Origin of the sequence: Kribbella sp. NPDC059898, assembly GCF_042730855.1 — a bacterium.
Lineage (GTDB): Bacteria > Actinomycetota > Actinomycetes > Propionibacteriales > Kribbellaceae > Kribbella.
This window is the reverse complement of the sequence record NZ_JBHWKR010000001.1, coordinates 197028-212605: the sequence shown is the minus strand read 5'-3', so window position 1 is coordinate 212605 and position 15578 is coordinate 197028. Positions and strand designations below refer to the sequence as shown.

At 69.5% G+C, this 15578-nt stretch carries 20 protein-coding genes; 9 read left to right on the top strand and 11 right to left on the bottom strand.

Annotated elements, in window-relative coordinates; all coding sequences use genetic code 11:
• Positions 1-25 precede the first annotated feature (25 nt).
• A complete protein-coding gene (locus ACFV9C_RS01060; protein ID WP_380189697.1) occupies positions 26-1282 on the top strand; it encodes an FAD-binding oxidoreductase in 1257 nt (418 codons plus the stop codon).
• Here the strand turns inward: ACFV9C_RS01060 and ACFV9C_RS01055 are convergent.
• The 5 genes from ACFV9C_RS01055 to ACFV9C_RS01035 form a co-directional block, all read right to left on the bottom strand.
• Positions 1230-1772: a GrpB family protein gene (locus ACFV9C_RS01055; protein WP_380189696.1), complete on the bottom strand. Its 543-nt coding sequence runs from the start codon at positions 1770-1772 to the stop codon at positions 1230-1232. The genes ACFV9C_RS01060 and ACFV9C_RS01055 overlap by 53 nt on opposite strands.
• On the bottom strand, positions 1769-2164 hold the full coding sequence (locus tag ACFV9C_RS01050) for a RidA family protein (protein WP_380189694.1): 396 nt from the start codon (positions 2162-2164) through the stop codon (positions 1769-1771). The genes ACFV9C_RS01055 and ACFV9C_RS01050 overlap by 4 nt, the downstream gene beginning before the upstream one ends.
• A 21-nt stretch (positions 2165-2185) precedes the next feature.
• A complete protein-coding gene (locus ACFV9C_RS01045) occupies positions 2186-2620 on the bottom strand; it encodes a protein-tyrosine phosphatase family protein (protein WP_380189692.1) in 435 nt (144 codons plus the stop codon).
• Positions 2621-2624: 4 nt separating this feature from the next.
• Positions 2625-3701 carry an ABC transporter ATP-binding protein gene (locus tag ACFV9C_RS01040; protein WP_380189690.1) on the bottom strand — a complete coding sequence of 359 codons (1077 nt, stop codon included), beginning with the start codon at positions 3699-3701 and terminating at the stop codon, positions 2625-2627.
• 123 nt (positions 3702-3824) lie between these two features.
• Complete coding sequence (locus tag ACFV9C_RS01035; protein ID WP_380189688.1) at positions 3825-4715, bottom strand: LysR family transcriptional regulator; 891 nt, start codon at positions 4713-4715, stop codon at positions 3825-3827.
• Positions 4716-4806: 91 nt separating this feature from the next.
• Here ACFV9C_RS01035 and ACFV9C_RS01030 point away from each other — a divergent pair, with 91 nt between their 5' ends.
• A complete protein-coding gene (locus ACFV9C_RS01030; protein ID WP_380189686.1) occupies positions 4807-6021 on the top strand; it encodes an MFS transporter in 1215 nt (404 codons plus the stop codon).
• Positions 6022-6033: 12 nt separating this feature from the next.
• The gene (locus tag ACFV9C_RS01025) at positions 6034-6711 is read left to right on the top strand and encodes a phosphotransferase enzyme family protein (RefSeq protein WP_380189684.1); all 678 of its coding nucleotides are present in this window, start codon (positions 6034-6036) and stop codon (positions 6709-6711) included.
• Here ACFV9C_RS01025 and ACFV9C_RS01020 read toward each other — a convergent pair.
• Positions 6692-7153 carry a winged helix-turn-helix transcriptional regulator gene (locus ACFV9C_RS01020; protein WP_380189682.1) on the bottom strand — a complete coding sequence of 154 codons (462 nt, stop codon included), beginning with the start codon at positions 7151-7153 and terminating at the stop codon, positions 6692-6694. The two genes, ACFV9C_RS01025 and ACFV9C_RS01020, sit on opposite strands and share 20 nt — an antisense overlap.
• 86 nt (positions 7154-7239) lie before the next feature.
• Here ACFV9C_RS01020 and ACFV9C_RS01015 point away from each other — a divergent pair, with 86 nt between their 5' ends.
• From ACFV9C_RS01015 to ACFV9C_RS01005, 3 genes are all read left to right on the top strand, one after another.
• Positions 7240-7830 (top strand): dihydrofolate reductase family protein, encoded by a 591-nt coding sequence (locus ACFV9C_RS01015; protein ID WP_380189680.1) that lies wholly within the window; start codon positions 7240-7242, stop codon positions 7828-7830.
• Positions 7831-7841: 11 nt separating this feature from the next.
• Entirely contained in the window at positions 7842-8222 is a 381-nt protein-coding gene (locus tag ACFV9C_RS01010; RefSeq protein WP_380189678.1) for a TIGR03618 family F420-dependent PPOX class oxidoreductase, read from the top strand.
• A gap of 155 nt (positions 8223-8377) precedes the next feature.
• Positions 8378-9067, top strand: coding sequence for a dienelactone hydrolase family protein (locus ACFV9C_RS01005; protein WP_380189676.1), 690 nt, complete (start codon positions 8378-8380; stop codon positions 9065-9067).
• Here the strand turns inward: ACFV9C_RS01005 and ACFV9C_RS01000 are convergent.
• Both ACFV9C_RS01000 and ACFV9C_RS00995 read right to left on the bottom strand, forming a co-directional pair.
• Positions 9045-9566 (bottom strand): putative immunity protein, encoded by a 522-nt coding sequence (locus tag ACFV9C_RS01000; RefSeq protein WP_380189674.1) that lies wholly within the window; start codon positions 9564-9566, stop codon positions 9045-9047. The two genes, ACFV9C_RS01005 and ACFV9C_RS01000, sit on opposite strands and share 23 nt — an antisense overlap.
• Before the next feature lie 39 nt (positions 9567-9605).
• Positions 9606-10538, bottom strand: a complete 933-nt coding sequence (locus ACFV9C_RS00995; RefSeq protein ID WP_380189672.1) for an AraC family transcriptional regulator — start codon at positions 10536-10538, stop codon at positions 9606-9608.
• 91 nt (positions 10539-10629) lie between these two features.
• Here ACFV9C_RS00995 and ACFV9C_RS00990 point away from each other — a divergent pair, with 91 nt between their 5' ends.
• Entirely contained in the window at positions 10630-11463 is an 834-nt protein-coding gene (locus ACFV9C_RS00990; RefSeq protein ID WP_380189670.1) for an NAD(P)H-binding protein, read from the top strand.
• A gap of 51 nt (positions 11464-11514) precedes the next feature.
• On the opposite strand, the gene ACFV9C_RS00985 is transcribed toward ACFV9C_RS00990, so the two are convergent.
• Positions 11515-12717 carry a zinc-dependent metalloprotease family protein gene (locus ACFV9C_RS00985; protein WP_380189668.1) on the bottom strand — a complete coding sequence of 401 codons (1203 nt, stop codon included), beginning with the start codon at positions 12715-12717 and terminating at the stop codon, positions 11515-11517.
• A gap of 92 nt (positions 12718-12809) precedes the next feature.
• Between ACFV9C_RS00985 and ACFV9C_RS00980 the strand changes: the two genes are divergently transcribed.
• Positions 12810-13775, top strand: coding sequence for a helix-turn-helix transcriptional regulator (locus ACFV9C_RS00980; RefSeq protein WP_380189666.1), 966 nt, complete (start codon positions 12810-12812; stop codon positions 13773-13775).
• Positions 13772-14359 (top strand): YdeI family protein, encoded by a 588-nt coding sequence (locus tag ACFV9C_RS00975; protein WP_380189664.1) that lies wholly within the window; start codon positions 13772-13774, stop codon positions 14357-14359. Before ACFV9C_RS00980 ends, ACFV9C_RS00975 begins: the two co-directional genes overlap by 4 nt.
• Here the strand turns inward: ACFV9C_RS00975 and ACFV9C_RS00970 are convergent.
• Both ACFV9C_RS00970 and ACFV9C_RS00965 read right to left on the bottom strand, forming a co-directional pair.
• A complete protein-coding gene (locus tag ACFV9C_RS00970; protein WP_380189662.1) occupies positions 14356-14691 on the bottom strand; it encodes a cupin domain-containing protein in 336 nt (111 codons plus the stop codon). The genes ACFV9C_RS00975 and ACFV9C_RS00970 overlap by 4 nt on opposite strands.
• A 26-nt stretch (positions 14692-14717) precedes the next feature.
• Positions 14718-15560, bottom strand: coding sequence for a phytanoyl-CoA dioxygenase family protein (locus ACFV9C_RS00965; protein ID WP_380189660.1), 843 nt, complete (start codon positions 15558-15560; stop codon positions 14718-14720).
• Between the last annotated feature and the right edge of the window lie 18 nt (positions 15561-15578).

Here is a 15578-nt window from a genome sequence, read left to right as displayed (position 1 = left end):
CGCAAGGGCTTCTAGCGTGATCTTCATGATGCTGACGACGACAAGCACGGGGTACGACGAGGCGCGGCTCGGGTTCCAGCGGCGGGATCCGCACCGGCCGGCGGTGATCTTCCCGGTCACGAGCGCGGACGAGGTGCAGGAGGCGGTCCGGTACGCGGTCGACCATGACCTGCGGATCGCGGTGCAGGCGGCCGGGCACGGGGTGATCGAAGGGATCGACGGCGACGTCCTGATCGCGACGTCCGGCTTCCACGGCGTGACCGTCGACGCCGGGAACAGGACCGCCTGGATCGAGGCGGGTGCGACCTGGCGGGACGTGCTGGCCGCGACCGCGCCGTACGGGCTGGCGCCGTTGTCCGGCAGTGCGCCTGGCGTCGGCGCGATCTCGTACACGCTCGGCGGGGGACTGGGGTTGATGGCCCGGCGGTTCGGGTACGCCGCGGACCACGTCCGGCGGATCGAGGTCGTGACCGCGGACGGCGTACGGCGGAACGCGGAGGACGACCCAGACCTGTTCTGGGCGCTCCGGGGCGGCGGCGGGAACTTCGGGGTGGTGACGGGGATCGAGATCGACCTGTTCGAGGTGCCGACGATCTTCGGCGGGAGCCTGTACTTCGATCTCGCCGACTACCCGGAGGTGCCCGAGGTGTGGCGGGAGTGGACGCCGACGGTGCCGGAGGAGGTGACCTCGGCGATCGCGATCCTGCCGATCCCGGACCTCCCGCAGGTGCCGGCGCCGCTGCGCGGGAAGTTCATCGGCCAGATTCAGGTGGCGATCCTCGGCGACCGCGGCGCGGAGCTGATCGCACCGCTCAAGGCGATCGGGACGCCCGTGATGGACACGGTCGGCGACCTGCCGTACGTCGACTCCGGGCAGATCTTCGCGGAGCCGGAGCGCCCCGACGCCTACACCTCGCGCAACGTGCTGCTCACCGATCTCGACGCCCTGAAGACGCTACCGGGACCGGACGCGCCGCGGATGCACGTGATCGGCATCCGGCACCTCGGCGGCGCGCTCGCCCGCCGGCCGGAGATTCCGAACGCCGTCGGCCACCGCGACGCGGCGTACTCGCTGACCGTGCTGACGCCCGGGACCGGCGAGCCGGCGACCGAGGTACTCGACCCGTGGCGGGACGCGACTATTGGTCGTGCCCTCAACTTCACCTTCGACAAGCTCGCACCCGAAGAGGTCGCCGAGGCGTACGACGACTACGACCGGCTGGTCGAGCTCAGGCGCCGGTACGACCCGGACCGCCGGCTGTGGGCGAACCACCAGCTCTAGCGATCATCTCCTCGACCAACGCGCCCTTGCCGGTGACATACGCGCCGCGATCGGTGGTGAGCAGGTGCGCCAGCTCGCGTTTGCGGGCGGCGTACCGCTCCCGGTCCGCGGCGTCCGCGCGCAGATGATCGCGGAGCAGCACGTGGTCCCGGTGCGCTTTGTTGCCGTCGACAACGACGTACAGGTGGTGGTAGTGCACGGCATCGGGCGGCAGTGCGAACGCCTCGCGACCGGCGATCCCCTGGTCACCCTCGTGGACGTACCCGGCCGCGGCCAGTCGCGCGACCGCGGTCGGGACCAGGCCGGCGGACGGTACGACGATGTCCACGTCGATGATCGGCTTCGCCGCCAGGCCGGGGACGGCGGTGCTCCCGACGTGCTCGATCCGGTGCGAGACCTCGGCCAGGTACGGCGCCAACCGCCCGCGGATCGCCGCGAACCACAATGGCCAGCGCGGGTCGTAGTCCACGACCTCCGCGGGGACGATCACAGAGCCGCGGTGACGTCGACCTCGACGACCTGCCCCGGGAACCCGAGCTGGGCAACGCCGAGCAGGGTGCTCGCGGTCGTGAAGGCCGGCGCCAGGGGTGACTCGTTCAGTTGCGTCCACACCGCACTCAACTCGGACCGCTCGGAGCTGGCGACGTAGATGACTGTGCGAACGACCTGGTCAGGCGTCGCGCCGACGGCCTTCAGAGCGGTGAGGATGTTGGCGATCACCTGCGCGGTCTGCCCTGCGAGACCGCCCGGAGCAAGCTCGCCGGAGGGCTGCAACGGGCACTGCCCGGCCAGGAACACCAGGGCGTCCGCCTGGACCCGCGTCACGTGGTGATATCCGGGCGTGGCATGCAGCCCTTCGGGGTTGCTTCGCTCGATCGTCACACCTCGACCCAACGCGATCCGTCACGCCTCGGTCAAGAGATTTAGCACGTACCGGCGCTGCCACGGTGTTTCCACCGCGTGCTTGTCGTAGTGCTCCCGCACGTAGTCGACCGCCTGATCAGCCGGCACACCATCCAGTACGGCGAGGCACGCGAGCGCCGTACCGGTCCGGCCGCGGCCGCCGTTGCAGACCAGCTCGACCCGTCCGGTCGCGGTCCGCTCCAGGGCCTCGCGGAATGCCGCCAGCGCCTGTGGACGATCCACGGGCAGCCGGAAGTCGGGCCACTTCACCCAGTGTGCCTCCCACGGCACGTCCGGCGGTTCCTTGCCGAGCAGATACACGCCGTACGTCGGGAACGGCGCTGCCGCCGGGCCCTGCCGCAGACCGCGTCCGCGGACGAGCCGGCCCGACGGCAGCTCCATCACTCCTGGTGCTTGCTTCTCCCAGTGGCCCACGGGATCAGACTACGAGGCGCTCCTCGGTCGAGGTGGAGAACAGGTGCAGCTTCTCCGGGTCCGGCGCCAGGTAGACCTCGACGCCCTTGTCGTTGTGCAGCCGGGTGCCGATCCGGGCGATGATCTGCTGGTTCTCCGCGTGGTCGGCGGAGCCGTACAGGAACGCGTCCGAGCCGAGCTCCTCGATCACCGAGACCTTCACCGGCAGGCCCTTGTCGGCCAGGTGCAACGCCTCCGGGCGGACACCGATCGTCAGGGTCTTGTCGTCACCGGCCTTGGCCAGCAGCTCGCGGGAGATCGGGACCAGGAAGTCGCCGATCATCGCGCCGCCGTCGGTGATCTCCGCGGTGATGAGGTTCATCGCCGGCGAGCCGATGAAGCCCGCGACGAACTTGTTCCGCGGCCGGTCGTAGAGGTTCAGCGGGGTGTCGACCTGCTGCAGTACGCCGTCCTTCAGCACGGCCACGCGGTCGCCCATGGTCATGGCCTCCACCTGGTCGTGGGTGACGTAGACGGTGGTGACGCCGAGGCGGTGCTGCAGTTCGGCGATCTGCGTACGCGTCTGAACGCGCAGCTTGGCGTCGAGGTTGGACAGTGGCTCGTCCATCAGGAAGACCTGTGGATTACGAACGATGGCCCGTCCCATCGCGACCCGCTGACGCTGGCCGCCGGACAGTGCCTTCGGCTTGCGGTCGAGGTACTCCTCCAGACCGAGCAGCTTGGCCGCGTCCTGCACGCGCTGAGCGCGCTCGTCCTTGTGGATGCCCTGCATCTTCAGGGCGAAGCCCATGTTGTCGGCCACCGACATGTGCGGGTACAGCGCATAGTTCTGGAACACCATCGCGATGTCCCGTTCCTTCGGCGGGGCGTTGGTGACGTCCCGGTCGCCGATGAAGATTGCTCCCTCGTTCACTTCTTCGAGCCCGGCCAGCATCCGCAGCGCGGTCGACTTGCCGGAACCCGACGGGCCGACGAGCACCATGAACTCGCCGTCCTCGATGTCCAGGTCGAGCTTGTCCACCGCGGCAATGTCGGTGCCCGGGTACACCCGGGTGGCTCCCTTGAACGAAACAGTTGCCATGTCGCGTCCTCTCCTTCGCCGGCAGGAACGTGCCGGACGATCCGTAGCAAAGGCCCCCAGGTCTTGGGTGTCTCTTCGCTGCAACGGTCGTCCCCCGACTTACATTCCCGGGTGAAACAAGACCTAGAAGTACCGGCCGTCCGGGCCGACGAGGTCGAGCAGCGCGGTCACCGCCCGGCTCGGCGGACGTCCGGCGAGGGTTGCCACGGACAACGTCCAGGTCAGGTCCACACCCTTCAGCGGGAGCTTGGCGACCCCGGGCTCACCGGTCAGCTCCGGCTCGGGGACGACCGCGACCCCGAGCCCGGCCCGGACGTAATCCGGGATGGCGGTCAGCTCCGGTACCTCGACCTGGATCCGCCGCGGGTGCCCGATCGCCTCGAACGCCCGGTCGACCATCTTCCGGTTCCCGAAGCCGCCCGGCATGTCGACGAAGCGCTCGCCGGCCAGGTCCTCGAGGCGCAGCGCCTTCCGCCGGGCGAGGTCGTGCCCGGCCGGGACCAGCGCGACGAAGTCGACCGTCGCGATCTCGCGGACGTCGAGCCCGTTGAGCTCCGGCGTCGGCAGGCCGAGCAGCGCGACGTCGAGCCGGCCGTGCCGTACGTCGTCCGCGAGGCCGGTGGACCCGGTCGGCGAGGTGGCGACCTGCACCTCGACCAGCGGGTACGCGCGGTGGAACGCACCGAGCAGCTCCGCCAGGTTGACCAGGCTGAGCCGGGCGAGAGTGCCGATCCGGATGTTCCCGCGCAGACCGGTCGAGGCCTCCTCGACCACGGCGCGCGCCCGGTCCAGCGCCTCCAGCGCGGCCTTCGCCTCGGGCAGCAGCGCCTGCCCGGCGGCCGACAGCACGACCCGGCGCGTCGAGCGGTCGAAGAGCGTGGTCTTCAGATCGGTCTCCAGCGCGCGTACGGCGGCCGACACCGTGGACTGGACCGTGAACATCCGCTGCGCGGCGCGCGTGAAGCTCAGCTCCTCGGCGACCGCGACGAAGTACTCCAGCTGACGACTGTCCACAGGCCCAATTATCGGAGTTCCCGATAAGAGCATGCAAGAACTTTCGTTGGACTCGATAGATGCGGCGCGGCAGCCTGGAACCATGTCCACCATGACGTCTTCGCGGACCGGCGTACGGATCCGGTTCGCTCATGCTCCGGGGTTCTGGGTGATCGCCGCGGCCTTCCTCACCACGATGGCCTTCTCGACGATCCCGACTCCGCTCTACGCGATCTACCAGCAGCGCGACGGGTTCCCGACGTACGTGATCACGGTGATCTTCGCCAGCTACGCGGTCGGCGTGATGGCCTCGCTGTACCTCGCCGGTCACGTCAGCGACTGGCTCGGGCGGCGGCGGGTCGCGCTGCTCGCCGTACTCGCGGAAGCCCTGTCCGCGGCGATCTTCCTGATCTGGCCGGCCGTCCCCGGGCTGCTGATCGCGCGGTTCGTCTGCGGTGTCGGCGTCGGCGTACTGACGGCGACCGCGACGGCGCACCTGTCCGAGCTGCGGCAGATCGCGCGGCCGGGGGAGGATCCGAGCCGGTCCGCGCTGATCTCGAGCATGGTGAACCTCGGCGGGCTGGCGTTCGGTCCGCTCGTGGGTGGGCTGCTCGCGCAGTACGTCGACGCGCCGCTGCAGCGCCCGTACGAGATCTTCCTGGTGTTGCTGCTGCTCAGTGCGGTCGGGATCGCGTTGGTTCCGGAGACCGTGGAGCGGCTGGAGGAGCGTCCGGCGTACCGGCCGCAGCGGGTCGCGCTGCCGTCGGCCGCGCGGCCGTTGTTCTTCGCGTCGGCGATCGGGGCGTTCGCGGCGTTCGCGATCTTCGGGTTGTTCACGTCGCTCGCGCCGACGTTCCTCGCCGGGGTCCTGCACCACACGTCGCGGTTGCTGGCCGGGGTGGTGACGTTCGCGGTCTTCATCGCGGGGGCGGGGAGTCAGGTCGTGTTCGCGCGGATGTCGCGGCCGCGGCAGTTGCGGCTCGGGCTGGTCGCGATGAGCGCCGGGCTGGTCGGTGTCGCGGTCGGCGGGCTGCTCCCGAACCTTTGGCTGTTCGTCGTCGGTGGGATTGTCGCGGGGGCGGGTGTCGGGCTGGTCTTCCGGGGTGCGGTCGCCACGGCCGCGGCGCTCGCGGACCCGTCGTCGCGGGGTGAGGTGCTCGCGGCGCTGTTCCTGATCGCGTACGCCGGGCTCGCGATCCCGGTGCTCGCGATCGGCCTCGGCATCGCGCTGCTCCCGGCCCAGGTCGCGCTGCTGATCTTCTCGGTGCTGATCCTCGTGCTGGTCAACGCCGCCGTATTACGGATGCTCGCCGCACAGGAGAAGTGATCTGATGCGGGAGTGGACCTCCTGCGCGACTACGGGCTGACCGTCGCCGACCTCGTGCCGCACGCCGGCGGGTTCGCCACCGAAGGCTGGGTGGCGGACCGCCGGTGGTTCGTGAAGCGGTGGAAGGACGGCTCGGAGCCGCTCGGCCTGACGCAACTGGGAGAGCTGCACGCGCTCGGTCTCCCGGTCGTCGAGCCGCTGCGCACCATCGACGGCGAGTTGTACGCCCGCAGCGGCTCCCGCGCGTACGCCGTTTTCCCTTATGTAGAAGGCCGTACGGCGACGTGGGACGACTGGCCGACGGTCGCTCGGCTGGACGACGTACGGGCGCGGCTGAAGCCGGTGCGGGACGTCGTTTGCCACACGGACTTCCACGGGCTGAACGTGCTGATCGGCGCGGACGGTGCGGTGGCGGCGATCCTCGACTGGGAGAGCGCGGTGATCGGACCCCGCGAGTACGACCTGTGGGTCGCGGCCGACGGCGAGCCGCTCGTGGAGTTCCTTGACGCTTACGGCGCCGACGATCTGGACGCGAATCACCTGGAGTTCGCACTGCTCGCCCGTGGGCTGCGGGACCTCGCGGCGCGGGTGATGAACGACGTGGACCGGCCCGGCGTCGACACCTGGGGCTTCGACCGGATCGCGCGCGTGGACAGCAACCTCGCGATCTTCAGGCGGTACTGCGCTTAGCGCCGGGTCCCGGCAGTACGTCGATGTCGTCCGCGTGCATCGGCTTGCCGCAGTGCGCGCAGACCAGGTCGACGTGGCTGATCTCGCCACACGCGTGGTGGCGGTACAGCACCGGCGGGCACGCCGTACCGGCCAGCCATTTGTCGCCCCAGGCAACCATCACCATCAGTACGTCGACCAGCTCGCGGCCGCGGTCGGTCAGGACGTACTCGTAGCGCGGGCGCGCGTCGTACGGCCGGCGCTCGATCACCTCGCGGTCGACCAGGTGGTTGAGCCGCTCGGTGAGCACCTTGCGGGAGATCCCGAGGTCGGCCTGGAGCTGCTCGAACCGGGAGAAGCCGACCCAGATGTCGCGCAGGATCAGCGGCGACCACGGCTCGCCGATCACGTCCAGCGTGCGCGCGATCGAGCACGCCATCTCACTGAAGTCCGTTCGCTGCATGAAAACAGTCTAGCGCTTGGAGTTCCCTTAGGGAACTTCAACGTGTTAGCGTTCCTTCAAGGAACTCCGGATGGAAGGGCAGCACGATGAGCAAGGTCTTCGCCGCACTGGCGGTCTCGGTCGACGGATACATCACCGGTCGCGGCTCCGGCCCGGACCACGGCCTCGGCGACGCGCCGATGCTGTTCGACTGGTACTTCGACGGGGACACCCCGAGTCAGGCGTTCGACGGTTTCACGCTGAGCGCGCCGAGTGCGCGGGTGTTCGACGCCGCAGCCACCCGGGTCGGGGCGGTGATCGCCGGGCACAAGACGTACGACGACTCCGGACAGTTCGGCGGCAACAGCCCGCACCCGAACGCGTCGCTGGTCGTGCTCAGCCACGGACCGGTCGCCGAGATCAGCGAGCGGCAGACCCTGGCGCACACGGTCGAGGACGCGGTCGCCGCCGCGCGTGAGCTGGCCGGTGGGAAGGATGTCGGACTGATGGGCGGTGGTGTCGTCACCGCGGCGCTGCGGGCCGGACTGGTCGACGAGCTCATCCTGCACCAGGTTCCGATCCTGCTCGGCGGTGGCCGGCCGTTCTTCCAGGAGCTGCCTGATCACATTCGCTTGAACCTCCTGGAGGCCGTGCCGGCCCCCGGCGTCACCCACCTCCACTACGAAATCGTTCGCTGAAGGAGCCTGCCATGTTGAAGCCCGCCGTACGCGCCGCCGTCGAGAGCACGTCGATCGCCCACCTCGCAACTGTCCTGCCGGACGGGTCGCCGCACTCGATCCCGCTCTGGGTCAGCACCCTCGACGACAAGATCATCTTCCTCACCGGCCCCGACTCTCAGAAGGCCCACAACCTCCGCCGCGACCCCCGCGTCGCGCTCTCTCTCGCGCCCGTCGACAACCCGTACGAGCCGGTCATCGTCCGCGGCCGCGTCGTCAACTGGATCGATGGTGACGAAGGTTGGGCGCTGGTCGACCAGATCGCGACGAAGTACATCGGCCAGCCGTACTCGCGGGACCTCGACCGAGTAATCGGCGTCATCGAGGTCGACCACCAGACCGTTGGCATTTAAGAACTACCAACTGAGGTTCTAGGTGACCTGAGCGCCACGGTGCCCCCGGTGACGAGGTTGGGGAGGATTTCCCGCCCGGATCGGCACAAGATCCTCCCCAGGTCGTCCGCGAGACGTGGGTCGGTGCGACCCGACGGTGTCATTAGGATCTGGGTATGGGTGTGACGGTGACGGTTGGGGAGCAGGGCGCGTATCTGGCGCGGGTCGGGCGGGCGGGGATGTTGTTGCTGCCGATGGTCACCGGGATCGGTGAGCAGCTTCGGGCGTGGGCCGACGAGCTGGCCGGGGAGGGGATCACCGCGTTGGCCTGGGATCCGTTCAAGGGGCGGAGTACGGACAACGCGACCATCGACGAGCTCAGCGGGATGTTGCGGCAGATGGACGACGACGCCGCGCTGGCGGAGCAGTCGGCGTTGCTGGACTACATGTTCGATGAGTTGGGGTGTGACAAGGTCGGCGTGATCGGCTGGTGCCTCGGGGGTCGTTTCGCGTTTCTGCTCGGGGCGCGGGACCAGCGGGTGGCGAACGTCGTGGCGTTCCACCCGACGGTGCCGTCGGACCGGCGGCCGCACCACACGTACGACGCGATCGCGGAGGCGGCCGGGATCACCGCGCCGGTGCTGGTGAGCTACCCGAGCGCGGACACCGCCGTACCGAACGCGGACTTCGAGACGCTGCAGACCGTGTTGCAGGCGCGGACCACGGGCGCGACGTTCGCGCAGTACTTCCCGGGGGCGGACCACGGGTTCTCGGACAAGTCGCGGCACGGTAAGGACGTGAACGCGGACGCGTTCCGGCTGGCGTGGCCGCAGGCGCTCGCGTTCATGAAGTCGACGGTTGCCTGAGCGCGGTTTCAATCTGCCGGTGTAGCTCGCCCAGCCGGCTCCGGCCGGGCGTGCCGTCCGGGTAGCGCGCCAGTACGTCGCGCACCACGTCCGGAGCCCGCTCGACCGCCCACCGTACGACGGCGTCGGCCGCCCCCGGATCCCCGGTCGTCAACTCCTCGGCGTACGCCGCATATTGCGCCGCCGCCACGATGTGCTTCACCTGAGTAGCCGCCGCAAACGGATGCAGGTACGCCGACCCTGCCGCCCCCACCGCAGCGCGGGCAGCCGCCTCAGCGGCCGGATCGGTCAGCTCACCGGCCGCCTTGAGAGCTGCGAACGCGGTCGTACGGATCGCCTTCGTCCGGGGACCGCCGGAGGCGAACGCGCGAACAGCCGCGATCGCATCCCGCGGCCGTGGATCGTCCACCAGCGGCAGCGCCCGCTCGGCGCACTCCGCCGTCCACAGGCTGAGCTGTCGCAGCTCGTCAAGGCTCAGAGGAATGTCGGGATGGCCCATGAGCCTCAACCGTATCGTTGAACCCGGCGGTTGAGACTTTCACGCCGCCCGGCGATGGTCGGTCGGAGTGATGCCGCGGACTCGTTTGAAGGCGACGCTCAGGGCGAAGGCGTTGGCGTAGCCGACGCGGCGGGCGATGGTTTCCACGGTGTCGCGGGTGGAGCGGAGCTGGTCGGCGGCGAGGGTGATGCGCCAGCCGGTCAGGTAGCTCATCGGCGCCTCGCCGACGACGGCCGTGAACCGGCGGGCGAGCGACGCGCGTGACACCCCGACCCGGTCCGCCAGCTCGGTCACGTTCCACGGATGCGCCGGATCCTCGTGCAGCAAGCGCAACGCGGAACCCGCTACCGGATCCGTCTGCGCCTGGTACCACCCCGGTGCGTGGGACTCCGGCCTCGCGAACCATGCCCGCAACGTGGTGATCAACGCCAGGTCGAGCCACCGGTCGAGCACCGTCTGCTGGCCCGGCACATCCCGCTGGATCTCACTGGTGATCATGTCCATCACCGCCCCCGCAACCTCCGCCGCCGGTACGACGAGCACCGGCGGCAGCGCGGTCACCAACCGCCGGCTGACGTCGCCCGCCACCGAATAGGTGCCGGAAGCAACCATGATCTCGCCGGACTTCCGCCCGCCGAAGGTCCGCACCCCGAGCTGCGCCGAGTAGTCGACAGGTGCCCCAGGCAACCGTTCGCAGATCCCGCCGGGATGGATCCGCAGCACCGGCGTGGTCGCGGTCGTGTCGCCGACGACGTACGGCTCCGGTCCGGTGACGATCGCGACGTCGCCCTGCTCCATCCGCTGCGGCTCGACCCCGGCCCGCGTCAGCCAGCCGGAGCCGCGGACGATCGTGGCGAGCGCCAGCGGTGCCTGGTCGCGGATCTCCAGCGCCCACGGCAGATCCAGGATGGTCATGTTGAACACACCGTCCTGCGCGCGGGTCCCGGTGAGCAGTTCGTCGAGCACGTCCATACCCCGAGCCTAGAACAGCTTGAGCGTTTCGAACATCCTATTGCGGCGAACAGCCATGGTTTGTCTCATCACGGGCCGGTGAACTAGAGCCATGACAGAGATCCTGATCCTCAGTGGCAAGGGCAAGACCGGCCGCCGCGTCGCGGCCCAGCTCGACGCCCGCGGCGTCCCGTACCGGCTGGCGTCGCGGTCCAGTGCGCAACGGTTCGACTGGTACGACGAGAGCACCTGGCCGGACGCGGTCCGCGGTACGACCACGGCGTACCTCGCGCCGCCCGTCGGGCCGACCGGGCTCGCGCAGGCCGGCAAGTTCATCCAGCAGGCGGACGGGCTGCGGCGCCTGGTGCTGCTGTCCGGCCGCGGCGTCGGCAGCCCGGGGCGGGACTTCGCCGTGTACGACGGCCAGCTCGAGCTGGAGAGCGTCGTACAGGCGAGCGGGCTGGACTGGACGATCGTGCAGCCGGCGTGGTTCGCGCAGGGGTTCAGCGAGGACTTCCTGCGGTACGACGTACTCGCCGGACAGATCCGGCTGTCCGCGGGGACCGGCGGCGAGGCGTGGATCGACACCGACGACGTCGGCGACGTGATGACCACGGCCCTGCTCGACGAGTCGTACGCCGGGCAGGTGCTCGCGATCTCCGGGCCGCGCGTGCTGACCATGACCGACATTGCCGGCGAACTGACCGCGGCGACCGGCCGCCCGATCGAGTACGTCGACCTGGACCCGGAGACGCATGTCGCCGAACTGCGGGCGCAGGGCCTGCCACCGGAGGACGCCGAGGCCGTCCGCGACCTGTTCACGGTGATCCGCAACCACCGCTCCGAGTACGTCTCCGACGGCGTCGAACGCGTCCTCGGCCGCCCCGCCCGCGACTTCACCGACTGGGCGCGGGCCACTGCCAAGACCGGAGTGTGGGACGTCTGAACACACGGAAGCCCTCGCATCCACCTGAAGATGCGAGGGCTTCGCGTGGGCTCAGCGGAGGGCGAGTGCCTCGTCGTGGGTCAATTCCTTCAGCTCCGACGCCGGGGTCTTGGCGCGTGGCTCGGTGCCGCCGCCGACCGCGCCGCCGCCGAAGACGATGTTCGCCCAGTTGTTCTGTGCGATCAGCACCGACGTGGTCTTGTCGCCGTTGATGTCGGCCGCCGTGGTGGTGTCGTTGGTGTCACCATCACAGTTCCAGTCGATCGGCTGGTTCGCGGCGCCGGTCGTGGTCCGGGTCTTGCCGTCCGGGCACTTCCAGCTGGTCCGGTACCCGGCGCCCAGGCTGCCGAGGCCGACCGTCTCGTCGGGCCGGGCCTCGTTGATCGATGTCGGCTGGACGTTCGAGTAGCCCCAGTACTTGGTGCCGTCGGCCTTGAGTACACCGCCGAGCTGGAACGAGTAGTTCATCACGCTCAGGTAGTTCGGCTTGTAGTTCAGCCCGTCGGCGCCGCCGTGCTGCAGCCCGAGGTTGTGCCCGAGTTCGTGCACGAACGTGCCGACGTTGGTGTCGTCGGTCGCGTTCCAGTTGCACCTCTGGCCGACCGTGACGATGAACGTGTCGTTCGGGATGTTGAACGCCTGCCCGCTGCTGCAGCCGCCGTCGTAGCTGTCGCCCCAGAGCATGTAGTGGAAGACAGCCTTCCGGGCAGCGGCGAAGTTCGCCGCCTTGATCACGTTCGTCTGGGTGGCCGACGGGTTCAGGTCGTCGTCGTACGCGACCTCGTTGCCGCCGCCCAGGTCGTACTTCGCCCCGCGCGCAGCGCCCGCGTCGAGGTGGATCGTGATGCCGGTGCTGCCGTCCGGGTTGCTCACCGGTGCGGTCGCGAACACCTGCACGATCCGGTCCAGGGCCGCCGTACTGGCGAGCCGGCCGGACATGTAGTCCATCTCGACGAACAGGTCCTTCTTGTTCGGGTTCGCGCCCATCGCGGGCAGGTCGACGTCCACGACACCGTCGCCGTTCGCGTCGTACCCGTTGGTCTCCCAGGCGTCCGGCAACGAGTCGCCGTCGGTGTCGGTCGCCGCCACCACCGTGGCGTCAGCCTTGGTCGGCGCGGGGGCCGCGACGGCGTTCGAGGCGGCGAGGGCTGCGACCGCGAGCGAGGTCAGGCGGCGAACAAGGCGGGGCGGGGCCTCATCAGATCTCCTTCGGGGGCGGTGAGTGATCTCTGCGCTACCGTAGGTGATATCCATCGACGAGGACGGCGCAGTGGCGACAGTGGCTCGTTTGGGTCACCTGTCGGAAGCGGACAGAACCTGACCGCTACCCGTGGCAGGCTGAGTGCATGGCCGAAACCTCCGCCCGCCTCCTCGCGCTGCTGTCGCTGCTGCAGGCGCGGCGCGACTGGCCCGGCGCCTTGCTCGCCTCCCGGCTCGAAGTCAGCCCCCGGACGGTACGCCGGGACGTCGACCGGCTGCGCGATCTCGGCTACCCGGTTCGCGCGACCAAAGGCCCCGACGGCGGGTACCGCCTGGACGCCGGCGCCGAGCTGCCGCCGCTGCTGTTCGACGACGACCAGGCGATCGCGGTCGCGGTCGCGTTGCAGACGGCAACGACCACGGTCACCGGGATCGAGGAGGGCGCGCTCCGGGCGCTGGCCACGGTCCGCCAGGTGATGCCCGCGCGGTTGCGGCAGCGGGTCGACGCCCTGCAGCTCACCACGGTCGACCGGTACGCCCATCGCCGTACGACGGTGGACTCGAACCAGCTGATCGCGATCGGGATGGCGGTCCGCGCGCAGGAGGTACTGCGGTTCGACTACGCCGCACCCGGTACGCCGGAAGGGGAGTGGGCGCCGCCGCGCAAGGTGGAGCCGCACCACCTGGTGACCTGGGGCGGGCGCTGGTACCTGGTCGGCTGGGACCTGGATCGCCAGGACTGGCGGACGTTCCGGGTCGACCGGATGACGCCGAAGACGCCGACCGGTCCGCGGTTCACGCCGCGCGAACTGCCCGCGCCGGACATCGCGACGTTCATCTCCAGCCGGTTCCGCGGGCAGGACAAGAGCCCGTGCCGGGGCGAGGCGATCTTGCAGGCGAAGGCGTCCGATATCGCGCAGTGGGCCGGGTACGGCGCGGTCGTCGAGGAACTGTCGCCGACGAGCTGCCGGCTGGCGCTCAGCGGCTGGTCGTGGACCGGGCTGGCCGCGACGTTCGGGATGTTCGAGTGCGAGCTGGAGTTCATCGGCCCGCAGGAGTTGAAGGATGCCGCGATCCAGCTCGCGGATCGTTACCGGGAGGCGTCGTCGTGAGTACCGAACTGATCGTCGTGGATGCGGCCGCCTGGCACGACTGGTTGCGGGCGAACCACCGGGAGCCGGACGGTGTCTGGCTCGTGCTGGCGAAGAAGAACGTCACGACACCGACGAGCCTGACGTACGACGAGGCGCTCGAAGAGGCGTTGTGCCACGGGTGGATCGACGGGCAACGCCGCGGGCGCGACGAGCAGACGTTCATCCAGCGGTACACGCCGCGCCGCACCCGCAGCATGTGGTCGAAGCGGAACGTCGACCTGATCGCCCGCCTCGAACAGGACGGCCGGATGCACGCCGCCGGCCGCGCCGAGGTCGAGCGGGCGAAGGCCGACGGCCGCTGGGACAAGGCGTACGGCGGTGCGAGCGCCCGCGAGGTCCCCGACGACCTGGCCGCCGCACTGGCCGCGGAACCGCGGGCGCGGGCGATGTTCGACATCCTGACCAGCGCGAATCGGTTCGCGGTCATCTTCCGGGTGAACGACGCGAAACGCCCCGAGACCAGGGCGAAACGCATCACGCAGTACGTCGATCAACTGGCTCGCGGCGAGACGATCTACCCCCAGAAGCGGACGCTCACCTAGACGAGGTCGAGTGTCGCGTCCTGTCCCTCGGTGAGTGGGAAGTAGGCGAGGAACGTGACGCCCTCGTCGGCGGTGTCGAACCGGCTGATCCGGTCGACGGCCGGCTCGTAGAACACGTCGCCGGCGTGCAGTACCCGCGGCTCGTCGTCGGCGCCCTGCTGGTAGATCGCCGACCCGGACACGATGTTCCCGAAGACGGGCCCGTTGTGGACGTGCGCGCCGAGGGCAGTGTGCGGCTCGATGGTGATCCGCCGTACCTCGACGCGCTGCACGGGGAGTGCGGCCGGCAGGTGCTGGTCGAGGACGACGACACGGCTGATCGCTTCGGTCATGCCGTACATACTAATAGGTACAGAGGTCAGTACACGACCGGGTTCAGCGGGGAGGAGACGGTCTCACCGGGCTGGTTGCCGGGCATCCAGGTGGCCAGGTCGGCGACCTGGTTCGCGTTCACCGGTGCGGAGATCTCCATCGCGGCGTCGACGTAGATGACCGTCATCACCCGGCGCGGGATGCCGGTGGTGTTCGGCGGTGCGTGGTGGAACGTCCAGCCGAGGTGGTAGCTGACCTCGCCGAGCTCGTACGGCTCGGAGACCTCGGTGAAGTTCTGCTCGGCGAGTGCCTCCTGCAGGACCCGCTCGGACTCGTCGCTGATCGGCAGGTCGCGCCCGAACTCGAACGCTTGGCTGCCGGCTGCGAACGACAACGGCCCCATCTCCATCGGGGTGTCCTGCAGCGGTACCCAGATCGTCACGCAGCGGTCGGTCGTGAACGGCCAGTAGTACTGGTCCGCGTGCCACGGGGTGACGCCGCCGCCGGACTCCTTGTAGAGCGCCTGGTCGTGGTACAGCCGCACCGACTGCACGCCGAGCAGTTGCGCCGCGATCCGCGCCAGCCGCGGCGACGACACGAACTCCAGCACCCGCTCGCTGTCCTGCCAGAGGTTCGACACCTGCAGGAACGCCTTCCCGTAGGTGTCCCGCTCCTCGAGCGGCAGGTGCTGCGTGTTCAGCTCGATCACCTTGCCGGTGATCTCGGGCTCGTACTCCGCGATCGTCTCGGCGCTGAGCACGTTCTTCAGCTTCACGAATCCGTGCTCGGCGAAGTGCGCGATGTCGGACCGGCTGAGGGTGTAGCCGGTCTCGAGGTCCGGGCGGGTCGACCGGGGCGGTGGGGCGGGGGAGGAATCAAGCGCAGCCATGGGAGACAAGAGTTCCCG

Bases quoted from the DNA above. Each gene is read 5' to 3' on its own strand.
- ACFV9C_RS01060 (WP_380189697.1), top strand. From the start codon at position 26: ATGATGCTGACGACGACAAGCACGGGGTACGACGAGGCGCGGCTCGGG.
- ACFV9C_RS01040 (WP_380189690.1), bottom strand. From the start codon at position 3,701: ATGGCAACTGTTTCGTTCAAGGGAGCCACCCGGGTGTACCCGGGCACC.
- ACFV9C_RS01030 (WP_380189686.1), top strand. From the start codon at position 4,807: ATGACGTCTTCGCGGACCGGCGTACGGATCCGGTTCGCTCATGCTCCG.
- ACFV9C_RS01020 (WP_380189682.1), bottom strand. From the start codon at position 7,153: ATGCAGCGAACGGACTTCAGTGAGATGGCGTGCTCGATCGCGCGCACG.
- ACFV9C_RS01015 (WP_380189680.1), top strand. From the start codon at position 7,240: ATGAGCAAGGTCTTCGCCGCACTGGCGGTCTCGGTCGACGGATACATC.
- ACFV9C_RS01010 (WP_380189678.1), top strand. From the start codon at position 7,842: ATGTTGAAGCCCGCCGTACGCGCCGCCGTCGAGAGCACGTCGATCGCC.
- ACFV9C_RS01005 (WP_380189676.1), top strand. From the start codon at position 8,378: ATGGGTGTGACGGTGACGGTTGGGGAGCAGGGCGCGTATCTGGCGCGG.
- ACFV9C_RS01000 (WP_380189674.1), bottom strand. From the start codon at position 9,566: ATGGGCCATCCCGACATTCCTCTGAGCCTTGACGAGCTGCGACAGCTC.
- ACFV9C_RS00995 (WP_380189672.1), bottom strand. From the start codon at position 10,538: ATGGACGTGCTCGACGAACTGCTCACCGGGACCCGCGCGCAGGACGGT.
- ACFV9C_RS00990 (WP_380189670.1), top strand. From the start codon at position 10,630: ATGACAGAGATCCTGATCCTCAGTGGCAAGGGCAAGACCGGCCGCCGC.
- ACFV9C_RS00985 (WP_380189668.1), bottom strand. From the start codon at position 12,717: ATGGATATCACCTACGGTAGCGCAGAGATCACTCACCGCCCCCGAAGG.
- ACFV9C_RS00980 (WP_380189666.1), top strand. From the start codon at position 12,810: ATGGCCGAAACCTCCGCCCGCCTCCTCGCGCTGCTGTCGCTGCTGCAG.
- ACFV9C_RS00970 (WP_380189662.1), bottom strand. From the start codon at position 14,691: ATGACCGAAGCGATCAGCCGTGTCGTCGTCCTCGACCAGCACCTGCCG.
- ACFV9C_RS00965 (WP_380189660.1), bottom strand. From the start codon at position 15,560: ATGGCTGCGCTTGATTCCTCCCCCGCCCCACCGCCCCGGTCGACCCGC.